Below are 23,840 nucleotides of genomic sequence, written 5' to 3' on the forward strand. Positions count from 1 at the left end.
ACTCTTAAGAACAACGTTTCGGGCGCGCCTCACCCGCGGGAGAACGTCCGGAACCGCTCACTCGCCGACCGCCGAGCGGAACTCGGGGACGCCACCGACGCCGAGGTCCGCCTCGAACAGCGCGCCGGCGCCGTCACCCTCTTCGTCGCGGGTGCCCGCCGGCCCCTCACCGGGGCCGAGCGCCGTCGTGACGTATGCGGTCTCGCAGTCGGGGCCGCCGAAGGTGACCGCCGACACCTTCTTCGCGGGGAGTTCGACGCGGCGCGCTTCGGTTCCGTCGGGCGCGTAACGGGCGATCCGGCCGCCGTCCCAGAACGCCGACCAGACGTGCCCCTCGGCGTCGACGGTCATCCCGTCAGGGAAGCCCTCGACGCCGCTGGCGTCGACGACCGTCTCCCGGTCGGAGAGTTCGCCCGTGGCCTGGTCGTAGCTGTAGCGGTAGATCCGCTCGGCGTCGGTCTCAGTGAAGTACAGCCCCTCCCGGTCCGGCGTGAACCCCATCCCGTTGGGGATCTGCACGTCCGTTTCGATCGTCGTCAGCGACCCGCCGGTGTCGAGGCGGTAGAGGCGCCCGCCGCCGTCCTCGGTCGGCATCGTCCCGCAGTAGACCCGCCCCTCGGGGTCGGCGATGACGTCGTTGAACCGCGAGTCGCGCTCTTCGGGAATCTCGTCGACGACCGGCTCGCCCAGCCCCGACGCGGGACTCCACGGGCGGATCGTCCCGCGGTCGCAGAACAGGAGCAGGTCGCCGGACTCCTGGATCGTGTACCCTCCGATCTTGCCATCGTAGTCGAGTACGCGTTCGTACTCGCCGACGCCTGACTCGCCCGCGGCCGTTCCGCCCTCGTAGCGGAACAGGTCCCCCGCGGGGATGTCGAGCCAGTAGACGGCGTCCTCGTCGGGGTGGTAGATCGGGCCCTCGCCCGTGTGGCAGTGCGTGTCGGCGATGCGGCGGACCGCGTCGTCGCTTCCGGAGTCGCTCATTACGTTGCACCTCCCTCGGCCGACTCCAAAAGTCCACGCATGTACCCCACGGCGAACAGCCGGCCCTTGCTGTGGTAACCGGGGTTGGAGTTGTCCTCGCCGGCCATCGTCGGGACGTGGTCGGGACGCATCGGCCCGTCGAATCCCACGTCGACGTAGGCGTCCATCGCGGCTTGCATGTCAGTCGGGCCGTCGTCGTGCCACGTCTCGACGAAGCGGTCGGCGTCGCCCTCGACGTCCCGGAAGTGCGCGAAGTTGATCCGGTCGCCGAAGTGGCGGATCGTCTCGGGCACGTCGACGCCCATCGCGGCGAAGTTGCCCTGGCAGAGCGTGACGCCGTTGTACTCGCTGTCGTAGGCGTCGAGGATCCGGTCGTAGTTCTCGACGCTGTTGGCGATGCGGGGAATGCCGCGCACCGCCTCGCGCGGCGGGTCGTCGGGGTGCAGTCCGAGCTTCACGCCGGCCTCCTCGGCCACGGGGACGACCTCCGCGAGGAAGTACTCGATGGCCTCCCACAGCTGGTCGCGCGTCACGTCGGCGGCCGCGGCGTCGGGGCCGCCGCGCATCTTCGCGTCGTCGTACCCCGTCGTGAGCGAGCCGCCGCGGGCGTCTACGTGAGCCCCGGTGCGCGCCCAGCGGACGCCGGCCATCCAGTCGTAGCAGACAACGGGGATGTCGAGATCGCCGCAGTCGCGGACGAACTGCTTGAACTCGGCGATGTCCTCGTCGCGGCCGTCCAGCCCGAGCCGGATCCGGTCGGTCAGCGGGACGCTCCCTTCGAGGACGGAGAAGCGCAGGCCGGCGTCCTCCAGCCAGTTTTTCGTCCCGAGGAGGTCGTCGTACGTCCAGCGGGTCTTGCCGTCGCCCACTTCCAGCGGGTGGATCACGGCGTTCGTCACGCCCAGTTGCATCGCGAGCTGCCAGCGCTCGTCGGGTCGCCGGGGGAGTACGAGCGATAACTGAACCATGTGCAACGGTTGCACACCTCCCGTTATCGTGGTTCCGATCGCTTCGATGGAAGAGAGAAAGGCGACTACTCGTTTTTCTTGCCGCTCTCGCAGATGTTGCCCGTCACCCAGACCTCGTTGTCCTCGGTGAGTTCGATCCCGATCCCGAGCCGGTTGATCTCGGGGTAGTTGAGCACCTCGCGGTAGACGCGGTTCGAGGTCCACTTCTCGAAGATGTCGCGGGCGACCTCCGTCTCGTTCTCGTGGTACACCGTCTCGCCGCCGTCCTGGTAGTTCCGCCCCGCGTAGGTCTTGTGGAGGACCTCGAAATCGTAGGCGTCGTTCGTCGGGTCCACGATGTACTGGGCGTCCTCCTTCTTGAACTTGCAGCGCTCGGCGAGTTCGAACGCCCGGTAGCGCTCACCCACGTCGAGCCCGTTCGACTCGTGGACCAACTGCCCTTTCTTCGCCATCGCGGCGCTGTGGTTCGCCGCCATCGCGTTCACCTGAACGACGAGGCTCCCGTTGGCGTTCGTGAACGGCTGCAGCCCCTTCGACTCACGCCAGTCGTTCAGCATCCGGCGGAGTTCCATCTCGATTTTCTCCTCGCTGAACCGTCGCGGGAGTTTCGGCGTCCGCGTCGGGACTGCCGTCGGCGTCGGCGCCACGGTCGGCGTCCCCGTCGGCGTCGGGACCGAGGTAGGCGTCAGCGTCGGGAACGCAGTCTCGGTCGGGATCCCCGTCCCGTTCGTCTCCGTTCCGGTCCCCGCGGTCGTCGGGGCGGGCGTCGGCGTCACCGCCGATCCGTCCCCGCCGGACCCGTCGTCACCGCCAGTGTCATCCGAACCACCAGTGTCGGCGTCGTCGCCACCGCCACCGCCGAGCATCATTGCGCCGGCGATACCCCCGATCAGGACGACCCCGACCGCGACGGCGACGACGATTACGACCTTCCGATCAACCATGTTGTCCCGGAACCGGAGTCGAGACTTAAATCTTGGCAATACCACAGTTTCCGGTGACCGCCCGATCCAGTGGCAGTCACGAGTCGGTCACGGGGAGCGACGAACCAGTTCGGCAGCCGCTCGTCCGGGCGCCGAGACCGGAACGGTAAGGTGGCCTATGGTCCAGGCTCAGGACGACGAGTCCGCCATGCACGACGCCTTCCCCGACGTGACCCTCCACAACGTCGCCGAACTCGCCGACCACCCGTGGGCCGACGGCGGGCTGGAACTCCGACGGGTTCCCGACGACGTCGCCGCCGCCCTCAACGTCGCGGCGCGCGACCGGGTCCGCCACCCCGCCGGCTGTGAAATTCGGTTCGTCCCCGCCACGGACGCGACCGTCCGCGTGACGCTCTCGGCTGCCGGGGAGTCCGTCCTCCGCGAGTTCTGGGGGTCGTTCCAGAGCCCGGAGATCCACCAGCTCGACGACGACCCGGTGACGCTCGAACTCTCCCAGCCGGAGGCGCTGGCCGGCCTCGACCCGGAGGCCGCGCCGGACGCCGCCGACGCGTTCGACCCGCGGGTGTGTCGCCTCCGGTTCGAACCGTGGGCGCCCGTCGCTATTCACGATGTTCGCGGCCGCTGTCGGCCGCCCGAACCCGACGAGGTGCCGAGGACGCGATATCTGGCCTACGGTACCTCGATCACCGAGGGCGCCTCGGCCTCGGCGTCGCACCTGACCTACGTCTCGCGGGTGGCCCGGGACCTCGGGCTGGACGCGGAGAACCTCGGGATGTCCGGGTCGGCCTACTGCGAGCCCGCGATCGCCGACTACGTCGCCGGGCGGGACGACTGGGACGCGGCGACGCTCGCGCTGTCGGTCAACATGGCCAACCGCGGATTCACCGTCGAGCAGTTCCGCGAGCGGGCCGCGAACCTCGTCTCGACGGTCGCCGACGCCCACCCCGACGACCCCGTCGTCTGCGCGACCCTCTTCCCGTATCACGCCGACCTACAGATCGGCGGCGACCGCGAGCGGGCGCGGGCTTACCGTGAGGCACTGGCGGAAGCCGTCGCCGACTGCGGGCGCGAAACCGTCTCACTCGTCGACGGGCGCGAACTGACCGGCGCCACCGGGCTGACGACGGATCTGCTCCACCCCGGCGACGCGGGCATGGAAACAATCGCGGACGGCATCGGTGCCGAACTTCGAGCACGGCTGTCGGATTGAGATAGGGAGCGGCGGACTTTTGCCGCCGAGGCGAGTTCGCCCGGCCATGTACGAGGTCGAGATCAAGGTCCGGGCCGCCCACGAGGCCGTCGAGTCCGCACTCGACGACGCCGGCGCCGAGCGCGTCGGGAAGGTCGTCCAGGAAGACACCTACTACGACGCGCCTCACCGCGACTTCGCGGAGACCGACGAGGCGCTCCGGATCCGCCGGGAGTGGGACTCGAACGGGGACGAATCGACGGGCGAGACGAAGATCACCTACAAGGGACCGCTGCTGGAGGCCGAGTCGAAGTCGCGGGAAGAACACGAGACGACCGTCGCGGAGGGCGACGCGGCTGTCGGTATCCTCGACGGACTGGGATTCGAACCCGCGGCCACCGTCCGGAAGGAGCGCGACCGGTACGAACTGGACGGCTACACCGTGACGCTCGACAGCGTCGACGGCCTCGGCGAGTTCGTCGAGGTCGAGACCGAGACGGACGGCGACCGGATCGAGGACGCGCGAGAGGGCGCCCGCGCCGTCCTCGACTCGCTCGACCTCGATCCGGACGAACAGATCCGGACCTCCTATCTCGGTCTGTTGCTCGACGACGATGCGTAGTAGTAATTGATCGGGGCGTTCTGGTTTCCGCAAGTTATACGAGTTGGGGTGTCCAACCCGGACGTAATGACGAACAGGAACGTCAACGTCCAACCGGCGGCGGGCCGCGCCGTCGAGGATCAGGCAGTGGAGATCGTCGAGCGGAAGGGATTGGGACATCCGGACTCGATCTGCGACGGGATCGCCGAGAGCGTCTCGCAGGCGCTGGCACAGACCTACCTCGACCGGGTCGGGAAGGTGCTGCATTACAACACCGACGAGACGCAGCTCGTGGCGGGCGACGCCGCGCCGGCGTTCGGCGGCGGCGAGGTGCAGGAGCCCATCTACCTGCTCATCGTCGGCCGAGCGACCAAGGAGTACGAGGGCACGAAGATCCCCGCCGAGACCATCGCGCTCGACGCCGCTCGCGACTACCTCGAGGAGAACTTCCCGCACCTCGACGTGGGCACCGACGTCGTCGTCGACGTCCGCCTCGGCGAGGGCAGCGGCGACCTCCAGACGGTCTTCGGTGAGGAGGGCTCGGTCCCGATGGCCAACGACACGAGCTACGGCGTCGGCCACGCGCCGCTGACCGAGACCGAGCAGATCGTCCTGAACGTCGAGAAGCGACTCAACGGCGAGTACAGCGACGAGAACCCGGTCGTCGGGCAGGACATCAAGGTCATGGGCAAGCGCGAGGGCGACCAGATCGACGTGACCGTCGCGGCCGCCACGGTCGACCGCCACGTCGCCAACCTCGACGAGTACCGCGACGCGGTCGAGGCCATCCGCGAGTACGTCGAGGACGTCGCCGGCGAGTACACCGACCGCGAGGTGACCGTCCACGTCAACACCGCCGACGACTACGACGACGGCGCCATCTACCTCACCACGACCGGAACCTCCGCAGAGCAGGGCGACGACGGCTCGGTCGGCCGCGGTAACCGCGCTAACGGCCTGATAACGCCCAACCGGCCGATGAGCATGGAAGCGACGAGCGGCAAGAACCCCGTCAACCACATCGGGAAGATCTACAACCTCCTCTCGACGGAGATCGCCCAGTCGGTCGTCGCCGACGTCGACGGCATCCGTCAGCTCCAGATCCGCCTGCTGAGCCAGATCGGCTCGCCCATCGACGAGCCCCACGTCGCCGACGCGACCGTCATTACCGAGGACGGCGTCTCGGTCTCGGACATCGAGGACGAGGTCGAGGCCGCCATCGACGCGGAACTGGCCGACGTGACCGAGGTCACCCGCCGCGTCATCGAGGGCGAACTCTCCACGTTCTGACTGCCGCGGTTTTCTTTTCTCCGGTCTTCTCTTCTCCTGTCTGCTCTCCGCTCCCTCCCGCTGGAGTGGCGACCGCGGTCGCTGACGAAGCCTGTTTATACGTCCGGTCGGCAACAGCTATCCATGCAGCCGCCCGGCGCCGACGTCGTCGTGGTCCGCCACGGCGAGATCGGGACCAAGAGCAACCACGTGGGCGCGAAGATGGAGCGCCAGCTCCGCGAGAACCTCGCCGCCGTGCTGGCCGACCGCGGCGTCGACGGCGAGGTCGAACAGCGCCGCCTCCGTCTGCTCGTCCACACCGACGACCCCGAGGGCGCCACCGCCGCGGCCGCGGACACCTTCGGCGTCGTCTCCGCGAGTCCGGCCAGCCGCGTCGAACCCACCATCGACGCCATCTGCGAGGGACTCGCCGAGACGGCCCGCGAACACTACGACGGGGGGACCTTCGGCGTCTCGGCCCGACGCGCCGGCGAACAGTCCGCCCACCCGTTCTCCAGCACGGACATCGAGCGCGAGGGCGGAAGCGCGGTGTGGGAAGCGGCCGAATCCGAGGGCGTCGACCCCGAAGTCGACCTCGACGACCCAGATACGGAGTTCTTCGTCGACTGCCGCGAGGACGAGGCGTTCCTCTTCCTGGAGAAGCGGTCCGGTCCCGGCGGGCTCCCGCTGGGGACGCAGGACCCGGTCGTCGCGCTGATGAGCGGCGGCATCGACTCGCCGGTCGCCGCGTGGGAGATCATGAAGCGCGGCGCGCCGGTGATCCCGCTGTACGTCGCGCTCGGCGACTACGGTGGCGTCGACAACCAGGCGCGAGCGCTGTCGACGACGGAAACGCTGGCGTCGTACGCGCCTGAACGCGACATGCGCCTGCGGATCGCGCCCGGCGGCGACGCGGTCGCGGACATCGCCGACGCGGTCGAAGTCGGTCGGATGGTCGTCCTCCGGCGGTTCATGTTCATGGTCGCCGAGGCCGTCGCCGAGGAGCACGGCGCCGTCGGCATCGTGACCGGCGAGTCCATCGGCCAGAAGTCCAGCCAGACGACCGCGAACCTCGCGGTGACGAGTGCGGCCGTCGACCTGCCCGTCCACCGGCCGCTGGTGACCGTCGACAAGACCGACGTCACCCAACGGGCTGACGCCATCGGGACCTTCCACGAGTCGACCATCCCAGCCGGCTGCGACCGTCTCGCTCCGGAGTACCCCGAGACCCGTGCGCGCCTGACCGACATCGAGGAGCGAGAGCCCGCCGACCTGCGCGAGCGGGCGCAGGTGGTCGCCGCGGACGTCGAACCGGTCGCGGAGTCGCCCTCGAGCGACCCCGGGGAAGGCGAAACCGCTTAGGGGCGCCCCGTTCAGTTCTCTTCCATGACGCGGGTGTGTCTGGTCGGTTCCGACGACGTCAACCTCCGCTACGAGCTGCTCTCCCGCGAAACGGCGCGCAACGCGCTCGCTACGTACGACCTGCGCGAACCCTTCGAGAACGCGGTCGGCCTCGAGACGGTGAGCCTCGGCGCCGCCGTTGCGCTCCTGAACGACCTCAACTGGTACCTCGTCCGCTTCGTCGACGAGGCGATGGTCCTCGAACCGAGCGTCAGCGACGACGAGTGGCTCTCCCGCGACCTCGCCGCGGCCATCCGCGACGACGACGTCGGCCCCGACGAGGCCGCCCGCTTTCTCAAGATCTACGGCCTCGAATCCGCCGACGAGGCGGAGGACCTCGACGACGACCGCCAGGACGGTGCGCCTGCTGGCGGCGCCCCCGGCGACTCTTCCGTCGACGAGGGACAAGTCGACGATTCCGAACGACCGGGCGGCCCGGAATCACCACAGGGTCCAGCGCCCAACGGCGGCAGTAGTCCGAGCCGTCGCTCCGACGATCCGAAGCGACTGGTCGAGCCCATGTTCGTGACACGGACGGGAGAGGACCTGCCGGACTACGACCTGCGCGACGTCGAGGAGACGGTCGTCGAACGCGTGACCGAATCCGAATTCGGCGCCTGAATCGCTCACGTCCTCGATATAGCGCCCCGTAGTCCGCGGCCGTCAGGTGCCGCCAGCAGCTTTATGCGGCTTTGTGACACACTTTCCTAGCGTGTCATCTCTCCGATCGGTCCTCGGGATGACCGCGGTGCTCGTCCTCGCGGGCGTCGTTCCGGGACTGGTCGGTGGCGCCGTTGCGGAGCGGTTGGCCGGCGAGCGTGCGCCATCGCTCGACGAGCAACCGTACCACTCTGACGGTCACCCGTTCCTGTCTGATGGCCCCCCCGATTCGTTCGGTGACAGGGGCCCGCCGCCGTTCGAACGCCCCGGGGCAGTGGGTAGTGACAACGAGAGCGCGGCGGTCGTCCAGACCGTCACCTACCGGCAGGCGTCCAACGCGACGGGCAAGATCGACGTGACGCATCGCTACCGCGTCGGCGAGAACGCGTCCGCGCTGGTGGTCTACGGGTATCACCGCGGGAACGTGACCGATGCCGACGGGTTCGCGGAACGGGACAACGGACGCTGGCTGTGGGACGGGACCACGGAGCGACCGAATCTGACCGTCCGCGTGGGCGTCAACCGGTCGAGCCGCCGCTTCGGCGGACTACGCTGGGTCGACACCGGCAACTGGTCGCTCGCCAACCCGCGGACCGACTTCGCCTACCGCGACGGAAACAGGAGTCGCTGGGTCTATTCGTGGCAGGACACGCCGCTCGTCGATCAGCGAACGCGCGTGGACAACGAGACCGGCGGGTTCGCCGGCCCCTCGGTGGTCTATCTCGGCCCCTACGAAGCTCACACTGCCAATGCGACGAATCAAACGCTGCGGCTCGTCCGTCCTGAGACCGCCGAGATGGCCGACCCGCCAAAGCGGATTCTCGAAGCGCTGGGTGAGACGTCGCGGCAACTCCGCGTCGGTGCGCGCGACGACGTCGTGAACGCCTTCGCCGGCCCGTCGCCGCTCCGGCACGGCGGCACGACCGCGACCGACGGCGGCGGCCACCAGGACTTCTGGGCGTCGGCGCAGGCCGACGCGGCCAGGCCGTCGAGCATCTGGATCCACGAGTACGTCCACACGCGCCAGTCGTTCGTCCTCGGTCCCGAGATGACGTGGTTCCGCGAAGCCAGCGCGAGCTACTACGCCGCCGTCTGCGCCTTGCGGGCGTTCCCCGACCGTCCCGCGACCTTCGAGCGGTTCGTGAACCGACTCGGAGAAAACGAGAGCGCGAACGCGACGCTGGCCGACCGCTCCTCGTGGTCGTCGACGTACGTCCCGTACGCGAAGGGCGCCCGCGTGCTCGCCGCGCTCGACGGCCGGGTCCGAAACGCCACCGACGGGAATCGAACGCTGCAGGACGTCTTCCGTCGACTCAACGAACGCGACGGGCTGGTGACCTACGACGCGTTCGCGGGCATCGTCGGGAACGTCAGCACCGAATCACAGCGGTCGTGGCTGGACGACCACGTTCGCAACGGCACGACGGCATCTCTGCCGACGTCGCCGTACGCGTACACGGTCCCTGGCGGCGAGAACGACGCCGACGGCGACGGGGTGTCCGCTGCGGCCGAGCGCCGGAACGAGACGCACCCCTTCGTCGCCGACACGGACGGGGACGGCGTCGACGACGGGACCGAACTTCAGCGTGGAAGCGACCCGACCGATCCGTACTCGACGCCGACGACACGGAATACCACGGCCAGCGGGTTACTGCGGCACGTCGTCGGTTTCGGACCGTAGCTAGCAGGGGAGGGCCCAGCAGCACAGCGGGCCTGGACGACGAGGGGAACGGCGCTTTCAAGGCGCCGTCGCCCCGGTGTTCGAGTATGACCACCGTCGCCGTATTCGTCCGGCCGCCCGAGTCCGGGACCGTCCTGCAGAACTGCGTCGACGCCGGAGCGGTGTCCGCCGCGGAGGCGGCGGATCTCTACGCCGCGATGGTCGGCGACGTCTGCGCCGCTGTCGAGACCAGTGGCGGCGAACTGCTCGTCAACTACCGTCCCGTCAACGCGGACGACCCCACCACCCCGACGGAAGACGAGGACGCGCTGGAGGCCGTTCGTGAGGTCGTCAGCGGTACTCTCTCGGACCCTTCCAGCGCCCGGTACGAGGTACAGGTCGGCTCGTCGTTCTCGGCCCGCGTCGGCAACACGGTCACGCACCTCCTCGAACGTGAAGAAGTCAAAAGCGCCGCCGTCGTGCGACCGGAAGCGCTCCTGCTCGAACGGCGCCACGTCGACAGCGCGGCGATGAAGCTCCGCAAGTCCGAAGTCGTCCTCGGGCCCGCGACGGACGGGCGCATCTCCTACGCCGGGTTCACCGACCCGATCGACTTCGAGGACGCCTTCGCGCCGCCGGAGGTGGAGACGGTGACCGACCGCGGTCGCGATGCGGGACTGGACGTGGACTTCATCGAGATGCTGCCCGTCGCCGGGACCGCCGGAGGGTTCGCCACCGCCGTCTCGCAGATCCGGGCGCGCCAGCGGGCCGGCCTGCGAGTGCCGCCGCTGACCGCCAACGTGCTCGACGACCTCGGACTGCGCGCCGAAGCGATCGACGAGCGCCTTGCCGTCGGGCGGGACTGACCAACCGACAGGTCTTAGGGCCGACGAGCGGAAGTGACTCACGCGGTGGGATAGCGAAGTGGCCTACCGCGCCTGCCTTGAGAGCAGGTGTCCTCACGGACACAGGGGTTCAAATCCCCTTCCCACCGCTTTCTACCGCGACCGATTCGACGAGCACAGCGTAGCGTGTGCTCGTTCTCGTGAGCGGTGAAGTCGCGTCGGGATTTGAGACCTCCAATCCGTCAACCAGGGATGCAGGACCCCCAGTCCCCGAAGACACTTACCAGATCCACGCGGCCGTCGTGTGTGGGAGAGATCAAATCGAGGCGTAACTTTCTCCGCGCCGGGGCTGGCGCAGCGATGGGCGGGGCAGTCCTGTACCTGATCGGCGGCCGATCGGGTTCGGATGCCGAATCCGAGCCCGCGACGGACCGCGCCCCGACACCGCTGTCGACAACCGGAAACTGGCGCCAGTACCGCGCCGACGCGGCGAATACGCTCTCGAAACCCGATACCACCGTCCTCCCGGAATCGGGGACCGTCTACTGGCAGTCGCCGGCGTCGAGCGCACCCGTTTTCGACGACGACGCGATGTTTCTCGAACGGCCGAACGGATCCGCGAGCGTCACGATCGCCGCTCATTCGAGAGAGACGGGCGACTCGCTCTGGGCGGGGCCGAATCGGACCGGAACTGCCCGGTCACCAGCGGTCGGCCGCTACGTGTTCGGCACCGGCAGCGCAGTGACGGGGATCGACGTCGAGGACGGTGACGTCGAGTGGCAAGTCGAACCGAAGGCCCACGGTCCGTGGGCACCGGTCCTCAACGATCGAACGCTGTATCTCATCGGGGAGCGGTACGACGAGACGCCCGCGATGCTCCTCGCGATGGACGACGAAACCGGGCAGACGCGCTGGAAAGACGCGTTCCGGGGGCCCGAGACCGATATCGAGTCGGGACCTGCAGTCGGGGAGGAGCACGTCTACGTCGCGACGAAAGCGGGACGAGTGATCGCCTACGCGAAGTCCGACGGCCGTCGCCGCTGGGTCGCGAACGCAATGGACGCCGTACGGGTTCCGGTAACGATCGGAGACGGATCGGTGTTCGTGGCGGACGAGTCCGGAACGATCAGCGCGTTCGCGACAGCGGACGGAACGCTTCGGTGGCGGCGATCCGTCGCGGAGCCGTCCGATGGATTCGCCTACGGAGCGGGGACGCTGTACTACGCAGCGGAAGGCGGCGTTTACGCGATGGATGCCAGTGACGGAAGCGAGCGCTGGGTGTTCACTGGTTCCGACCCGCTGGCTCCCGCCGTCGGTGCAGAGGCGGTGTACGTCGCCACTGGACTGGACGACCGTGGGTTGTACGCCGTCGAGAAAGCGACGGGAAACCCCATCTGGTCGTACACCTTCCCCCGAGTATACGAAGGCGACCTGGTTCAGGGCGGCGCACGGTTTCCGCCGGTCGCACTCGACGGCGGACTCTTCGTCACTGCCGACGACGGACTGTACGCGTTTGGACCCGCGGACTGAACAGTTCCCTTCGAGAACTACTCTTCCTGCAACTCGCTGATCGCCTCTTCTTGCTCTCGTCTCGCGATCCCACCGCTCTCTGCGTGGCGACCGGCGTACTGCCGGCCGGGAATCGCGGACCAGACGGAGTCGCCGCCCGACTCGGTGGTCCGCCGAAACCAGGCCGCACAGACGACCAGATAGGCGACCACGGCGAACCCGAGACTCGCCACGTAGGCGTTCTCGGCCAGACCCAGCCCCTCGACGATCATATCCAGCAGGGCGGCGGTCCCGGTGACGAACGCGCCGCCGATCAGGAAGAACACGACGAGGACGCGCACCCAGCGGGGGACCGAGAAGTCGACGGTTCGCGACATACCGGCGCTTGGTCGGCTCGTGGAAAAGGTCTTCTGGCTAACAATTCGTCGCCGTGCCGGGCGAGCCGTCGGGTCAGACCCGCCGGTAGTCGCCGAGCCGCGTCCCGTCGAGGAGGTACGCCTCGCCGTCGACCAGTCCTTCCGGGAGGAAGGGCGCGAGGAACTCCTGACCGTCGACGTTGACCCAGGTGCCGCCGGAGAGGTCGTTGAACGCCGGGCAGACGACGAGTTCGGCGTCGACATCGAGGTCCGCGTCGTGGAACTCGCGGAACGGTTCGGGGTTCAACTCGCCGCGGAGCCACACTCGCTCGACGCGGGCGCCGCCGACTTCGTCTTCGAGGCGGACGACCGGGTGTTCGTGGGCGACGCAGACCACGTCGGCGGCGAGCACGTCGGGGCTCGGCCAGGTGTGGCCGTGGGCGAACCCGACCTCCCCGATGCGGACGCCGTGGCCCGGCGTGATCTCGACCGATTGATCGACCCGTTCGAGTACCTCCTCGACGTCGCCGTCGTGGTTGCCCTTGACCAGCGTGACGGGGAGGTTTGCGGGCAGGCCCTCGAACAGCGCGAGAATCTCCTCGCGTTCGTCCCGGCCGGAACCGCCGATGGCGTTGGCGAGGTCGCCGAGGACGACAAGCCGGTCCGGCCGCTCGGCGTCGACGAGCGCGAGGAGCGATTCGCGGCGGTCGGGGCCGTGGTCGGGGAGTTCGACGCCGTCGCGTCGGAGGCCCGCCTCGATCCCGGCGTGGTAGTCGGCGACGACGAGCAACCGTCGCCCGTCGGCCGTGGCGATCGCCGCGGGCTCGCCCGGGATCGGTTCGACGCCCATCAGATCGGCTTGTAGACATCGTCGTCGGGCTCGTAACACCGGCCGTCCATCAGCGCGTCCTGGATGGCGTCGCGCACCGCGTCGCCCGACGCACCGGTTCGGGAGGTCACCGCGTCGACGATGTCGTCGGCCGACGCGCCGTCGCCGTCGTCGAGGTCTGCCATCGCGTCCATCACCGCGTCCTCGACGTCGACGTCTTCGGCGGGCTCGGTCGCTTGGTCCGCTGGTTCGACCTCGGCCGATTCCTCGGCGGGACCGGAGTCGGTCGACTCCTCGGCCGGCTCGGGTTCCGATTCAGTCTCCGGTTCGGGTTCGGACTCGGTGTCAACCGTGCCAGTGTCGTCGGCAGTCGCGTCGGCCGCGGGTTCGCCCTCGGCGAGTTCGTCGGGGTCGGGCGTCTCGATGCCAGCCTCGCCGGGTTCGCCGACCTCGCTCCCGCTCTGGAACTCGGTGCCGTACTCCGACTCGATCTCCTCGCGCTCCTCCTCGTCGAGTTCGAACTCGCCCGGATCGAAGTCGTCGAGATCATCGCCGGCGCCGCCCGCGTCGGCGGTTCCGGCGGGCTCGTCGGCGGTCGACTCGACCGCGGCGTCCGTCTCGGCGGGCTCGTCGACCGCAGTCTCGGTGGATTCGGCGACTGCCGTGCCGCCGGTCTCGGACGTGGTCGCCTCGACCGGTTCGGAATCGGTCGTCGTCGGCTCGGAGTCGTCGGCCGCTGACTCCGGCTCGGTGGATTCCGAGTTAGACTCGGCGGCCACCTCGGTCGTCGTTTCGCTCGACTCGGCGGAGACATCTGCCCCTGTGTCGGCGTCTGCGGTCTCTGCCGTCGCGGACGATTCGGATTCCGTGCCCGAAGCCGTCTCGTCGGCGGTAGACGTCTGCGTCGTCTCGGCAGTTGTCGTTTCAGTCGTCTCGGCAGTGCTGGTTTCGCTCGCAGTCGCTGCGGACGATTTGTCCAGCGCACCGCCGAGGTCGGTGCTCTCGCCGCCGACGTTGGGTGCGATGTCCATCGCGGCGAGCGACGCGAGGTCGGCCTCGCCGGGCGCGTCGGGCGAGGCGCTGTGCCCGTCGACTTCCTCCCGGTCACCGGTGACGACTTCGAGGGCCTGGACGGCGGTGTCGCGGACCGCGGCCAGGTAGGCGGGCGTCGTGCCGTAGTGGTCGATCGCGAGCGGGATGCCGGAGGCGAGTCCGGTGTCGATCCCCTGGGATTCGAGCGCGGCACGCAGTTCGTCGCCCCGTTCGTCCATCTGGAGTGCGTGGGCCATCGTCCGCACGCGGTCGAGGGTCTGGCGGGCCGTCCCGACGGTCCAGCGGTCGCGGGTCTCCGCGTCGACCTCGTTGACGTTCTCCGGTCGGATCGAGGTGTAGGTCACGTCGGAGTCGTCGGGCTGGAACGTCCGTGCCTTCCCGGTGACCGCGACGAACATCGGCGGCTGGGCGCGCTCGAAGAAGGCCTGCGCGTCGGGCTGGTACTGCCCGGCGTAGACGACGAACGCGCCGGTCGGGTCGACGACGCGAGCGCGGAGCACGTCGTCGCTGGCGTTCTCGACCTCGGTGAGGACGCCGACGACGAACAGGCGGTTGACCCGCCCGCCCGTCGGCGTGACCACGTAGTTCGGGGCGCGCTCTTCGTCGCTCTCGGAGTAGGAGAAGTCGGCGTCCTCGAACTCCGCGGCGAACAGGCGGTAGGCGACCTCGCGGCGGCCCGCGCCGCCCTGGTCCTCGGATCCGCTCATTGTCGCACCTCCGCCAGCAGGTCGCTGGCACGGCCCGCGGGGTCGTCCTCCGTCTCGTCGAACGAGCGGGCGTTGAGGTTGGCGCCGTACTCGTCGACCGACAGCGAGCCGCGGACGCGGAACTCGCGGCCGACGATCTGCTCGCGGATGGCGTCCGCGACGGCCTCCTGGTCCATCTCCTCGCGGGCGTGCTCCTTCGCGTCCTCGACGCCGCCGCCGTAGATCTCCTCGGTGAGCCCGTCGTCGAGGATGGCGGTCACGGTGCCGGTGCCGTCGTCGAGAATGGCCTTGACGCGCAGGTCGTCGACGCCGTCGACGGCGCCGTGGGTGCGGCACTGGCCGTTCTGCACGACGCGACCGCACTCGGGGCAGCGCTCGATGAGGCCGGACCCGTCGCGGACCGCGATGACGTTGCCGACGATCTCGACGTCGAACAGACCGCCCGACTCGATGGCGTCCCTGACCGCCAGCGCGGGCGCGTCTTCGGTCGGTTCGACGGTGCGGTCGAGTGCGAGCACCTCGGTGAACTCCGAGACGTTGACGGACGGCGCGCCGCGGAACTCGCGGACGAACACGTCTTCGAGGCGCAGCGACGCGCCCTCGGTGATCGCCTCGTGGGGCTCCCAGTCGGTGAAGGGGAGCCGGGTGGTCTCGTCGGCGAGGATGCCGCTCAGGATGTCCGTCTCGCCGTCGCGGCCGTCGATGGTCTTCCGCTCGACTTCCAGCACCGAGACCTCGACGTTGACGCCGCGGTCGCCGGGTTCGAGTTCGGCGAGCGTCGCGTCCCCGCCGACGGGGTAGTCGATAGCGAGGTCCTCGTCGGCGAGCTGGATGGTCGTGCTCTCGCCGAGGTTGAGTTCGGGTTCGCCTTCCCACTCGCGGACGCCGGCGTTGCCGGCGGTGATCGTCTGGCCGGCTTCGAGGCCGAAGTCCTCCCACGCGGTGTAGGAGATCTTCCCGCTCTCGTCGGCGATCTCCCCCTCGAAGATGACGTGGTCCGAGCCCTGGTAGCGGATGGACCGCTTGCCGACGGTCAGGACCTGCCCGGTGACGGTGACCGACGAGTCGCCGGTCGAGACGTCGGCGACGTCCTTGCTCGTCGGGCCGCCGCTGTCGCTCGATCCCTCGCCGTACTTCCGGCGGAGACTGTCCTTCGCTTCCTCGACGGGCACGCTGTACTCGACGAGGTTCTCCAGGTCGCGTTTGACCTCCGTTTTGTCGACGCCGAGGCTGGAGGCGAGTTCCTCGGCATGGTCGTCTAAGCTCATCACCGAATCGTTCGGCTGGGGTCGGTAAAAATCGTTCCCGTCGCCGGGACGAATTCCCGTCACCGGGACCGATTGCTGTCCTCCGGCGGGAAACTGACAGCCATGGAACGCGAGAACGCCGTTCTCGTGTCAATGGGGCATTTGGACGGGTCAGGTTTTTGGTCGTCCACACGAGACGGTCGTGGCATGGAAGCCCCGTCGTTCAGGGGAAAACCCTCGGAGTCCCACGTCATCTGGCGACGATCCGGAGCGAAGGAAGACGTTCCCAAGCGGTTCGACGAGCGGGCGCTGCGCGCCTGGTGTTCGACCCACGACTTCGACTTCGAGACGGACAAGCGGGTCGACCACGACCGCGCCGACGAGCCCCGCGAGCAGTACCGGACGGTCTTCGCGTGGGCCGACGCCGAGAGCGAGTCGTTCGGCCTCGGCGACGACGAGTGGGAGATCGCCACCCAGGAGACGCCGCGCACCTTTCTCGAACTCGACGAGCGCGGCGAGGCCCGCCTCAAGACGTGGACCGACGAGTACACCTTCGACGTCGGAGAGCTGTGGCTCGACGGGAGCGCGTTCGTCTTCCGGGCGGCCGGGATCGACGGCGCGAAGCGCCTCGACGCACGCAAGCTCGCCGAACGTCCGGAGTAAGGGTCGGGGCGCAGGATCGGCCGACCGAAAGCGGTATTCCACGGACGGCGTTTCTCTCCGGTATGCACGTCGTCGTCAACGCCGCGATGAGCGCCGACGGGAAGCTGTCGACGCGCGAACGGGAGCAGGTCGCGATCAGCGGCCCCGCGGACTTCGACCGCGTCGATGCCCTGCGCGCCGAGAGCGACGCCGTCATGGTCGGCGTCGGAACCGTGCTGGCCGACGACCCGTCGCTGACCGTCGACGACGACGCCCGCCGCGAGCGGCGGACCGGCGCCGGCAAGCCCGAGAACCCCGCCCGCATCGTCGCTGACTCGCGAGTCCGGACGCCGACCGACGCCCGAGTGCTCGACGACCGCGCGGAGACGTACCTCCTGACCAGCGAGGCCGCCCCACAGGACTTCGTCGAGGAGATCACCGAGGCCGGCGCCGAGGTGATCGCCGCCGGGGACCAGCGGGTCGACCTCGTAGCAGCACTCGCCGAGCTGGAGTCACGGGGGATCGACCGCCTGATGGTCGAGGGCGGCGGCGAACTCATCTTCTCGCTGTTCGAGGCCGACCTGGTCGACGAGCTGTCGACGTTCGTCGGCCCGATGGTCATCGGCGGGTGGAAGGCGCCGACGCTCGCCGACGGCGACGGCTTCGTCGAGGAGTTCCCGGAGCTATCGCTCAGGGAAGTCGACCGCGTCGACGAGGGCGTCCTGATCCGCTGGGACGTCCCCTGACGGCTCCGCAGCAGTCAGTGGCTGTGGCCGGTCAGTTCCGCGAACGAGCGACCGAACCGCTCCTCGAACAGTTCGAGCGTCAGTTCCTCCGTCTCCGCGACCGTCTCGTCGACCTCGCCCTCGCTGTGGTGGACCGCGCTGTGGATGCGCTGAGCGAGACCGAACATCGCGATGTCGCCGACGACCTCCGGGGCCGTCTCGTCGCCCTCGGCGAGGAGGTCGAGCAGTTCGGTCGGTACTTCGAGTTCGTCCGTCGCACCGTCGTCCGATTCGAGCGTCAGCGTGACCGTCTTGGGTTCTGCCATGGTCCACGTTCGGAAAGCCGCCATATGGGTCTGGTGGATGCGTGTGCGAACGTCGGCGAGCGAACGCTGCCGAACGGCAAAACGAGCGATGGTCCGTCAATGCCGACCGAGAGCCGTCAGTCGTCGGCTTCCGCTGCGGCCTCGGCTTCGTTTTCGGTCCCGACTTCGCGTTCGAGGTAGTCGTCGGCGTCGATGGCGGCCTTGCAGCCCATGCCGCCGGCGGTGATCGCCTGCTGGTAGTGGTGGTCGACGACGTCGCCCGCGGCGAACAGCCCCTCGACGCCGGTGGCGGTCTGGTCCGCGCCCTCTCCGCCGCCGCGGCTGCCCCGGGTGATCACGTACCCCTCGTCGTCGAGTTCGACGCTCGTGTCTTCGAGGTAGTCGGTGTTGGGCGTGTGGCCGATGGCGACGAACACGGCGCCGACGTCGAAGTCGAACTGCTCGGTCTCGGGGTCGTCGAGGTTGTCCGCCGGGTGGCCCGACTCGTTGCGCGCCAGCGTGACGTGGTCGACGCCCTCGTTCTCGGAACCGTGGACCTCCAGCAGCTCGGTGTTGCGCATGATCTCCACGTCGCCGTCCTCGACCTTCTCCATCAGGCGGTCGACCCAGTAGTCCTCCGCGCGGAACTCCTCGCGGCGGTGGGCCAGATAGACCGTGTCGGCGAAGCGGGTGAGGAAGTCCGCTTCCTCGAAGGCGGCGTCGCCCCCGCCGACGACGAGCATGTCCTCGCCGCGGAAGAACGCGCCGTCACACGTGGCACACGTCGAGACGCCGAAGCCCATCAGTTCGTCCTCGCCGGGGACGCCGAGGGTACGGGCGCTCGCGCCGCTGGCGGCGATGAACGCGTCCGTGGTGTACGTCTCGCCCGTGTTGAGTTCGACCTCGAAGGGACGGACCTCGTCGTCGACGTCGACGACGATGCCGTGTTCGACTTCGGCGCCGAACTGCGTCGCCTGCTCTTTCATGTTGTTCACGAGTTCGGTGCCGCCGACCCCGTCGGGGAAGCCGGGGTAGTTCTCGACGTCGGTCGTCAGCGTGAGCTGTCCGCCCGGTTCGTCGCCTTCGAGGACGAGCGGGTCGAGGTTCGACCGCGCCGCGTAGATGGCGGCCGTCAGCCCTGCGATGCCCGAACCCGCGATGATCAGCCGTCTGTGTTCGGCCGGCTCGGAAGTCATTGCTACACGGTAATGGAGTATCCCGTATGTAGATTGCGCTCGCTCGCCAGTCCCGAACACCTGAATGCTCGCATGATACGGCCGAAGAGGGTTCTGCGGCGTCGCCACACCCGGGCTCGGACCGAACGCTTAGGGGCGCGCCGCCGCTCGATTCGACTATGCCAGCCGATCTGGCGGAGAAAACGGACCGCTACGAGGGACTGCTCGCCGAGGCGCTCGACGCCGCCGAGGTCGCACCGCCCGAGGGAACTCCGATGGCCGAGGCCGCCGCCGAGTGCGAGGAGATGGCTCGCTCGTACCTCGAAGACGGCCGCCACTTCCGCGACGACGGCGATCCGGTGAACGCGCTCGCTTCGTTCTCCTACGGCCACGCCTGGCTCGACGCCGGCGCCCGCATCGGCCTGTTCGACGTGCCCGAAGAGGGCCACCTGTTCACGGTCTAACGACGGGAACGCGCCCGCCCCCTCGGCCCGCCGCTACGCGTCCTCGCCTCGTCAGTTTCATCCGTGATTACTGGGGGTTCGAGTTTAAGTGAGTCGCCGGGATAGCTCGGGTAACCCGCGGTCACGGATCTATCATGTCACGCGACGCCGCCGAGGGAACGGGAGCCGGGGCTGGTCGCCTCGAAGCACTCCAGCAGTGGCTCTCTCGGGCGACGACGGCGCTCACTGGCACCCGGATCCACGTGCCGAACTACGACCCGAAACGCCACGGCCGACTCGTCGCCGACCCGCCGGACACCGGCGAGCGCGAAGTCGAGCGCTACTGGCTCAACGCTCCGTTCGCCTACGCGACGATCAGCTACGACGACGAGGACGACGAGCACCGCTATCGAGTCGTCGAACCGTCGCTCGACGAGACGGAACTGGATCTGCTCGGCCGCGTCTTCGACGACGTCCGCGACCCGCTGATCTACCGCGACGAAGTGAGCGACGACCCGGCCGACGCGCTCCGCGAGGAGCTGCGCCAGCGCCTCGAAGAGTACGGCGTCGACGTGCCGACCGAGACGTTCTACCGGCTGTTCTACTACCTCCACCGCTCGTTCCTCGGCTACGGGAAACTCGACCCGATCATGCACGACGCGCACGTCGAGGACATCTCCTGCGACGGCGCCTCCCTGCCCGTATTCGTCTACCACGAGGCGTATACGGACGTCGAGACGAACGTCGCCTTCGAGCGGGACGCGCTCGACGACTTCGTGGTCCAGCTCGCCCAGCGCTCGGGGAGACACGTCAGCGTCAGCGATCCCGTCGTCTCGACGACCCTCCCGGACGGCTCCCGAATCGAACTCGCGCTGGGCGAGGAGGTGACCCCGCGCGGGTCGGCGTTCACCATCCGGAAGTACGCCGACGAGCCGATGACGCCGGTCGACCTGCTGAACTACGGCACCTACGACAACCGGATGCTCGCGTTCCTCTGGCTGTGCATCGAGAACAACAAGAGCCTCATCTTCGCCGGTGGGACGGCGGCGGGGAAGACCACCTCGATGAACGCCGTCTCGATGTTCGTCCCGCCGCGCTCGAAGGTGATCACCATCGAGGACACCCGCGAGCTGTCGCTGTATCACGAGAACTGGCTGTCGTCGGTCACCCGCGAGCGGATGGGCGACGGCGACATCACGATGTACGACCTGCTGCGCTCGTCGCTGCGCCACCGCCCCGAGTACATCGTTGTCGGCGAGGTCCGCGGCGAGGAGGCCATCACGCTGTTCCAGGCGATGAACACCGGGCACACGACCTTCTCGACGCTGCACGCCGACTCCGTCCAGACGGTCATCAACCGCCTCGAAAACGAGCCGATCAACGTCCCGCGGCCGATGGTCCAGTCGCTCGACGTGCTCAGCGTGCAGGTGCTGACGCGATCCAACGGCGAACGCGTCCGCCGCGCGAAGACCGTCTCCGAGATCGAGGGGATCGACCAGCGGACGGGCGAACTCGACTACTCCAACACCTACTCGTGGGACGGGACCAGCGACACCTTCGAGCGTAACAACAGCGAGTTGCTGGAGGAGATCCGCGAGGAGCAGGGCTGGACGCGCGCGGAGCTGATGCGCGAGTTCCGGAACCGCCGGCGCTTTCTCGCGTACCTGCGCCAGCACGACATCACCGACTTCAGGCGGTTCACCGCGATGGTCAACAAGTACTACGCCGACCCCGGCGAGGTCGTCGACATGATCGACGACGCCGGGGTGAGCCTCGCCGATTCATGAGGACGCTCGCCGGACTCGCGCCGCTTTTGGTCGGTCTCGGGCTGTTCGCGCTCCTCGCCCTCGTGCCGCTTCACCGGGGCCTCCGCACGGTTTCGGTTCGGGTCTCGCGCCGGTACTTCGCGCGGTACGTCCCCGAAGACGCGCCGAATCGCCGCCGCCGGCTGAAGGAAGCGTACGTCGACCAGACCTATCGGGCCTACGCCGCCGAGACGTACCTCGTCACGGCGACCGTCGCTGCGGCCGGGGCCATCGTCGGGGTGTATCTCACCGGCGGCGCGCTGGTGGTCCTCCCCGCCGTCGGCGAGTTCATCAACCAGCTTCCGAACGCGATGGCGAACGCCCTCGGGCGACCGGAACTCGACCCGGTGTTGACGCCGCGACAGGTGTTCGCGGTCCTGACGGCCGGCGGGGCCGTGACGGGGCTGGTCTCCGCCGGCGTCGCGTACTGGTACCGCTGGGAGCGCCCGCGGAGCCGCGCCGAGGTCCGGCGGCGCGGCATCAACGAGGGGCTTCCCCGGACGGTCGCGTTCGTCTACGCGCTCTCGCGCGGCGGCATGGCGATGCCGGAGGTGATGCGGACGCTCTCGCGAAACCGGGAGGTCTACGGTCACGGCGCCGACGAGATCGGCGTCGCCGTCCGGCAGATGGATCTGTTCGGCCGCGACATCATCACGGCCGTCCGGGGCGTCACGAAGCGGACGCCGAGCGAGGAGTTCAAGACCTTCGGCGAGAACCTCGCGAGCGTCCTCCAGAGCGGGCAGAACCTGCCGGGGTTCCTGCGGGAGCAGTACGACCGGTACCAGGAGGAGGCGCTCGACCGACAGGAAGACGTCCTCGAACTGCTGGCGACCATCGCCGAGGCGTACGTCACCGTGCTCGTCGCCGGGACGCTCTTCCTGATGACCATCCTGCTTGTCTTCGGGCTGACGACGACCCAGACGATCAACTTCCTGCGGCTGCTCGCGTACGTGATGATCCCGCTGGCGAACCTGCTGTTCGTCGTCTACCTCTCGGGGAAACTCGACCTCCTCGGCGTCGGCGGCGGCGCCGAGACGGGCGGCCTCGCCGAGTCGATACGCGGCGACGGGGGCGTACCCGACGCCGTCGCGAAGCGTGGCGCGGATCGGCCGGCGACCGACGGGGGCCACGCGACCGGCGCGAGCGACAGCGGCTACGCCACCGACGCGTCCAACCGCCGACAGCTCGCCGCCTACGACTCGCTGGCTCGCGTCCGCACGTTCCTCGACCGGCCCCTCCAGACCCTGCTCCGCCGGCCGACGACGATCCTCTTCGTGACGGTCCCGATAGCCGTCCTCTCGATCGCCTTCCGCGCGCCGGGACTGTTCGTCGGGGACGTGCAGGTTCGCTTGCTCGACGACGTGCTCATCCAGGCGGCACTGCTGGTCGTCGGTTCGTTCGCCGTCGTCTGGGAGTACTACGCCCGCCGGATCAGGCGGATGGAGGCCGCGCTTCCGGAGTTGCTCGACCGACTCGCGAGCCTCAACGAGGCGGGGATGTCCGTCGTCGAGGCGTTCGAACGCGTCCGCGAGAGCGATCTGGGTGTCCTCTCGGTCGAGGTCGATCGGATCCATCGAGACCTCGTCTACGGCGCGACCATCGACGACGCGCTGCGCCGGTTCGGCCTGCGCGTCCGGACGACGGCGACGACGCGGGTCGTCACGCTGCTGACGAACGCGCTCCGGGCGAGCGGGAACGTGGGTCCGGTCCTGCGGATCGCGGGCCAGCAGGCCTCCGCGGAGCTGAAACTCCGTCGCAAGCGCCGCCAGCAGATGTTCACCTACCTCGTCGTCATCTACGTCTCGTTTCTGGTGTTCCTGGTCATCATCGTCGCCGTCCAGGAAGTGCTCGTCCCGAGCCTGCCGAACAACGTCCCGACGCCCGAGAACACGAACCGTCTCGCGGTCGACGTCGAGGCGTTCGCCCGCTTCGGACGGGTGAACAAGGCCGCCTACACGCTCGTGTTCTTCCACACCGCCATCATCCAGGCCGTCCTCTCCGGGTTCATCGCCGGCCAGCTCGGCGAGGGTTCGCTGAAGGACGGCGCGAAACACGCGGCGATCATGCTCGCGGTCGCCTACGGCGCGCTCGTGCTCCTCTCCTCGCCCGTCGCGCAGGTGACCTTCTCCGACCAGACGATGACCGGCGACGCCGTCACGGTCGACTCGGTCGCGCTCTCGGAGGGAGGATACGTCGCGATACACGCCAAGTCCGCCGACGGCGAGATCATCGGCCACAGCGAGTACATCGAACCGGGCGACGAGACGGACGTCCGGATCGAACTCCGGTCCACGTACGCCGAGGAGATGAAACTGTACGCGGTCCCGCACCTCGACACCGACGGCGACGAGCGCTTCGGATACACCGGCGGGTCCGTCGACCGCACTTACCCGACCGAGCGGACGCGGATCGACGATGTGGCGCAGGTACGGCGGGCAGCCAGCGCGGATCGGGCGGGTTCCATCCGCAGCGTTGGAGCGAGTCACATCGTTCGCCCGCGGTTCGTCGGGTTTTAGGCGGCCG

At 68.7% G+C, this 23,840-nt stretch carries 22 protein-coding genes and 1 tRNA gene; 14 read left to right on the forward strand and 9 right to left on the reverse strand.

The annotated features are described in order from the left end of the window. Window positions 1–57: 57 nt before the first annotated feature. From AB2U09_RS18245 to AB2U09_RS18255, 3 genes are all read right to left on the reverse strand, one after another. The gene (locus AB2U09_RS18245) at window positions 58–984 is read right to left on the reverse strand and encodes an SMP-30/gluconolactonase/LRE family protein (protein WP_459194157.1); all 927 of its coding nucleotides are present in this window, start codon (window positions 982–984) and stop codon (window positions 58–60) included. Further along, the gene (locus AB2U09_RS18250; protein ID WP_459194158.1) at window positions 984–1,952 is read right to left on the reverse strand and encodes a mannonate dehydratase; all 969 of its coding nucleotides are present in this window, start codon (window positions 1,950–1,952) and stop codon (window positions 984–986) included. The genes AB2U09_RS18245 and AB2U09_RS18250 overlap by 1 nt, the downstream gene beginning before the upstream one ends. 65 nt (window positions 1,953–2,017) lie before the next feature. Beyond that, on the reverse strand, window positions 2,018–2,896 hold the full coding sequence (locus tag AB2U09_RS18255; RefSeq protein WP_459194159.1) for a hypothetical protein: 879 nt from the start codon (window positions 2,894–2,896) through the stop codon (window positions 2,018–2,020). A 157-nt stretch (window positions 2,897–3,053) separates the two neighbouring features. Here AB2U09_RS18255 and AB2U09_RS18260 point away from each other — a divergent pair, with 157 nt between their 5' ends. The 9 genes from AB2U09_RS18260 to AB2U09_RS18300 all read left to right on the forward strand — a co-directional run bounded on the left by AB2U09_RS18260 (window position 3,054) and on the right by AB2U09_RS18300 (window position 12,051). After that, complete coding sequence (locus AB2U09_RS18260; protein WP_459194160.1) at window positions 3,054–4,106, forward strand: SGNH/GDSL hydrolase family protein; 1,053 nt, start codon at window positions 3,054–3,056, stop codon at window positions 4,104–4,106. Between the two features lie 46 nt (window positions 4,107–4,152). Beyond that, window positions 4,153–4,707 carry a class IV adenylate cyclase gene (cyaB, locus tag AB2U09_RS18265; RefSeq protein ID WP_459194161.1) on the forward strand — a complete coding sequence of 185 codons (555 nt, stop codon included), beginning with the start codon at window positions 4,153–4,155 and terminating at the stop codon, window positions 4,705–4,707. A 66-nt stretch (window positions 4,708–4,773) separates the two neighbouring features. Beyond that, complete coding sequence (locus AB2U09_RS18270; RefSeq protein ID WP_459194162.1) at window positions 4,774–5,976, forward strand: methionine adenosyltransferase; 1,203 nt, start codon at window positions 4,774–4,776, stop codon at window positions 5,974–5,976. Window positions 5,977–6,099: 123 nt separating this feature from the next. After that, on the forward strand, window positions 6,100–7,317 hold the full coding sequence (locus AB2U09_RS18275) for a tRNA sulfurtransferase (RefSeq protein WP_459194163.1): 1,218 nt from the start codon (window positions 6,100–6,102) through the stop codon (window positions 7,315–7,317). Between the two features lie 24 nt (window positions 7,318–7,341). Continuing rightward, window positions 7,342–7,977, forward strand: coding sequence for a DUF5804 family protein (locus AB2U09_RS18280; protein WP_459194164.1), 636 nt, complete (start codon window positions 7,342–7,344; stop codon window positions 7,975–7,977). A 91-nt stretch (window positions 7,978–8,068) separates the two neighbouring features. Next, window positions 8,069–9,697 (forward strand): M61 metallopeptidase family protein, encoded by a 1,629-nt coding sequence (locus AB2U09_RS18285; protein ID WP_459194165.1) that lies wholly within the window; start codon window positions 8,069–8,071, stop codon window positions 9,695–9,697. Between the two features lie 86 nt (window positions 9,698–9,783). Continuing rightward, complete coding sequence (locus AB2U09_RS18290) at window positions 9,784–10,542, forward strand: DUF2064 domain-containing protein (protein ID WP_459194166.1); 759 nt, start codon at window positions 9,784–9,786, stop codon at window positions 10,540–10,542. A gap of 44 nt (window positions 10,543–10,586) precedes the next feature. Then, window positions 10,587–10,670 (forward strand) — tRNA-Ser (locus tag AB2U09_RS18295). Window positions 10,671–10,881: 211 nt separating this feature from the next. Next, a complete protein-coding gene (locus tag AB2U09_RS18300) occupies window positions 10,882–12,051 on the forward strand; it encodes an outer membrane protein assembly factor BamB family protein (RefSeq protein WP_459194167.1) in 1,170 nt (389 codons plus the stop codon). A 17-nt stretch (window positions 12,052–12,068) separates the two neighbouring features. Here the strand turns inward: AB2U09_RS18300 and AB2U09_RS18305 are convergent, their stop codons facing one another. From AB2U09_RS18305 to AB2U09_RS18320, 4 genes are all read right to left on the reverse strand, one after another. Continuing rightward, complete coding sequence (locus AB2U09_RS18305; RefSeq protein ID WP_459194168.1) at window positions 12,069–12,407, reverse strand: hypothetical protein; 339 nt, start codon at window positions 12,405–12,407, stop codon at window positions 12,069–12,071. Between the two features lie 73 nt (window positions 12,408–12,480). Beyond that, window positions 12,481–13,236 (reverse strand): metallophosphoesterase, encoded by a 756-nt coding sequence (locus AB2U09_RS18310; protein WP_459194169.1) that lies wholly within the window; start codon window positions 13,234–13,236, stop codon window positions 12,481–12,483. Continuing rightward, on the reverse strand, window positions 13,236–14,975 hold the full coding sequence (locus AB2U09_RS18315) for an RPA family protein (protein WP_459194170.1): 1,740 nt from the start codon (window positions 14,973–14,975) through the stop codon (window positions 13,236–13,238). The genes AB2U09_RS18310 and AB2U09_RS18315 overlap by 1 nt, the downstream gene beginning before the upstream one ends. Then, window positions 14,972–16,243 (reverse strand): Single-stranded DNA binding protein, encoded by a 1,272-nt coding sequence (locus AB2U09_RS18320; protein WP_459194171.1) that lies wholly within the window; start codon window positions 16,241–16,243, stop codon window positions 14,972–14,974. The genes AB2U09_RS18315 and AB2U09_RS18320 overlap by 4 nt, the downstream gene beginning before the upstream one ends. 186 nt (window positions 16,244–16,429) lie before the next feature. Between AB2U09_RS18320 and AB2U09_RS18325 the strand changes: the two genes are divergently transcribed. Continuing rightward, window positions 16,430–16,885 carry a hypothetical protein gene (locus AB2U09_RS18325; protein WP_459194172.1) on the forward strand — a complete coding sequence of 152 codons (456 nt, stop codon included), beginning with the start codon at window positions 16,430–16,432 and terminating at the stop codon, window positions 16,883–16,885. Between the two features lie 62 nt (window positions 16,886–16,947). Beyond that, the gene (locus AB2U09_RS18330) at window positions 16,948–17,610 is read left to right on the forward strand and encodes a 2,5-diamino-6-(ribosylamino)-4(3H)-pyrimidinone 5'-phosphate reductase (RefSeq protein ID WP_459194173.1); all 663 of its coding nucleotides are present in this window, start codon (window positions 16,948–16,950) and stop codon (window positions 17,608–17,610) included. Between the two features lie 14 nt (window positions 17,611–17,624). Here AB2U09_RS18330 and AB2U09_RS18335 read toward each other — a convergent pair whose 3' ends face one another. Then, a complete protein-coding gene (locus AB2U09_RS18335; protein WP_459194174.1) occupies window positions 17,625–17,915 on the reverse strand; it encodes a DUF7545 family protein in 291 nt (96 codons plus the stop codon). Between the two features lie 116 nt (window positions 17,916–18,031). After that, the gene (locus AB2U09_RS18340) at window positions 18,032–19,090 is read right to left on the reverse strand and encodes an NAD(P)/FAD-dependent oxidoreductase (protein WP_459194175.1); all 1,059 of its coding nucleotides are present in this window, start codon (window positions 19,088–19,090) and stop codon (window positions 18,032–18,034) included. Between the two features lie 158 nt (window positions 19,091–19,248). Here AB2U09_RS18340 and AB2U09_RS18345 point away from each other — a divergent pair, with 158 nt between their 5' ends. The 3 genes from AB2U09_RS18345 to AB2U09_RS18355 all read left to right on the forward strand — a co-directional run bounded on the left by AB2U09_RS18345 (window position 19,249) and on the right by AB2U09_RS18355 (window position 23,833). Then, on the forward strand, window positions 19,249–19,533 hold the full coding sequence (locus tag AB2U09_RS18345) for a DUF357 domain-containing protein (RefSeq protein WP_459194176.1): 285 nt from the start codon (window positions 19,249–19,251) through the stop codon (window positions 19,531–19,533). A 134-nt stretch (window positions 19,534–19,667) separates the two neighbouring features. Then, the gene (locus AB2U09_RS18350) at window positions 19,668–21,299 is read left to right on the forward strand and encodes a type II/IV secretion system ATPase subunit (protein ID WP_459194177.1); all 1,632 of its coding nucleotides are present in this window, start codon (window positions 19,668–19,670) and stop codon (window positions 21,297–21,299) included. Next, on the forward strand, window positions 21,296–23,833 hold the full coding sequence (locus tag AB2U09_RS18355; protein ID WP_459194178.1) for a type II secretion system F family protein: 2,538 nt from the start codon (window positions 21,296–21,298) through the stop codon (window positions 23,831–23,833). The genes AB2U09_RS18350 and AB2U09_RS18355 overlap by 4 nt, the downstream gene beginning before the upstream one ends. Window positions 23,834–23,840 lie beyond the last annotated feature (7 nt).

The organism is Halosimplex yunnanense, from assembly GCF_054504345.1.

Bases quoted from the DNA above. Each gene is read 5' to 3' on its own strand.
- AB2U09_RS18245 (WP_459194157.1), bottom strand. From the start codon at position 984: ATGAGCGACTCCGGAAGCGACGACGCGGTCCGCCGCATCGCCGACACG.
- AB2U09_RS18335 (WP_459194174.1), bottom strand. From the start codon at position 17,915: ATGGCAGAACCCAAGACGGTCACGCTGACGCTCGAATCGGACGACGGT.
- AB2U09_RS18320 (WP_459194171.1), bottom strand. From the start codon at position 16,243: ATGAGCTTAGACGACCATGCCGAGGAACTCGCCTCCAGCCTCGGCGTC.
- AB2U09_RS18315 (WP_459194170.1), bottom strand. From the start codon at position 14,975: ATGAGCGGATCCGAGGACCAGGGCGGCGCGGGCCGCCGCGAGGTCGCC.
- AB2U09_RS18310 (WP_459194169.1), bottom strand. From the start codon at position 13,236: ATGGGCGTCGAACCGATCCCGGGCGAGCCCGCGGCGATCGCCACGGCC.
- AB2U09_RS18275 (WP_459194163.1), top strand. From the start codon at position 6,100: ATGCAGCCGCCCGGCGCCGACGTCGTCGTGGTCCGCCACGGCGAGATC.
- AB2U09_RS18345 (WP_459194176.1), top strand. From the start codon at position 19,249: ATGCCAGCCGATCTGGCGGAGAAAACGGACCGCTACGAGGGACTGCTC.
- AB2U09_RS18355 (WP_459194178.1), top strand. From the start codon at position 21,296: ATGAGGACGCTCGCCGGACTCGCGCCGCTTTTGGTCGGTCTCGGGCTG.
- AB2U09_RS18300 (WP_459194167.1), top strand. From the start codon at position 10,882: ATGGGCGGGGCAGTCCTGTACCTGATCGGCGGCCGATCGGGTTCGGAT.
- AB2U09_RS18325 (WP_459194172.1), top strand. From the start codon at position 16,430: ATGGAAGCCCCGTCGTTCAGGGGAAAACCCTCGGAGTCCCACGTCATC.
- AB2U09_RS18250 (WP_459194158.1), bottom strand. From the start codon at position 1,952: ATGGTTCAGTTATCGCTCGTACTCCCCCGGCGACCCGACGAGCGCTGG.
- AB2U09_RS18280 (WP_459194164.1), top strand. From the start codon at position 7,342: ATGACGCGGGTGTGTCTGGTCGGTTCCGACGACGTCAACCTCCGCTAC.
- AB2U09_RS18340 (WP_459194175.1), bottom strand. From the start codon at position 19,090: ATGACTTCCGAGCCGGCCGAACACAGACGGCTGATCATCGCGGGTTCG.
- AB2U09_RS18270 (WP_459194162.1), top strand. From the start codon at position 4,774: ATGACGAACAGGAACGTCAACGTCCAACCGGCGGCGGGCCGCGCCGTC.
- AB2U09_RS18305 (WP_459194168.1), bottom strand. From the start codon at position 12,407: ATGTCGCGAACCGTCGACTTCTCGGTCCCCCGCTGGGTGCGCGTCCTC.
- AB2U09_RS18330 (WP_459194173.1), top strand. From the start codon at position 16,948: ATGCACGTCGTCGTCAACGCCGCGATGAGCGCCGACGGGAAGCTGTCG.
- AB2U09_RS18290 (WP_459194166.1), top strand. From the start codon at position 9,784: ATGACCACCGTCGCCGTATTCGTCCGGCCGCCCGAGTCCGGGACCGTC.
- AB2U09_RS18350 (WP_459194177.1), top strand. From the start codon at position 19,668: ATGTCACGCGACGCCGCCGAGGGAACGGGAGCCGGGGCTGGTCGCCTC.
- cyaB (WP_459194161.1), top strand. From the start codon at position 4,153: ATGTACGAGGTCGAGATCAAGGTCCGGGCCGCCCACGAGGCCGTCGAG.
- AB2U09_RS18260 (WP_459194160.1), top strand. From the start codon at position 3,054: ATGGTCCAGGCTCAGGACGACGAGTCCGCCATGCACGACGCCTTCCCC.
- AB2U09_RS18255 (WP_459194159.1), bottom strand. From the start codon at position 2,896: ATGGTTGATCGGAAGGTCGTAATCGTCGTCGCCGTCGCGGTCGGGGTC.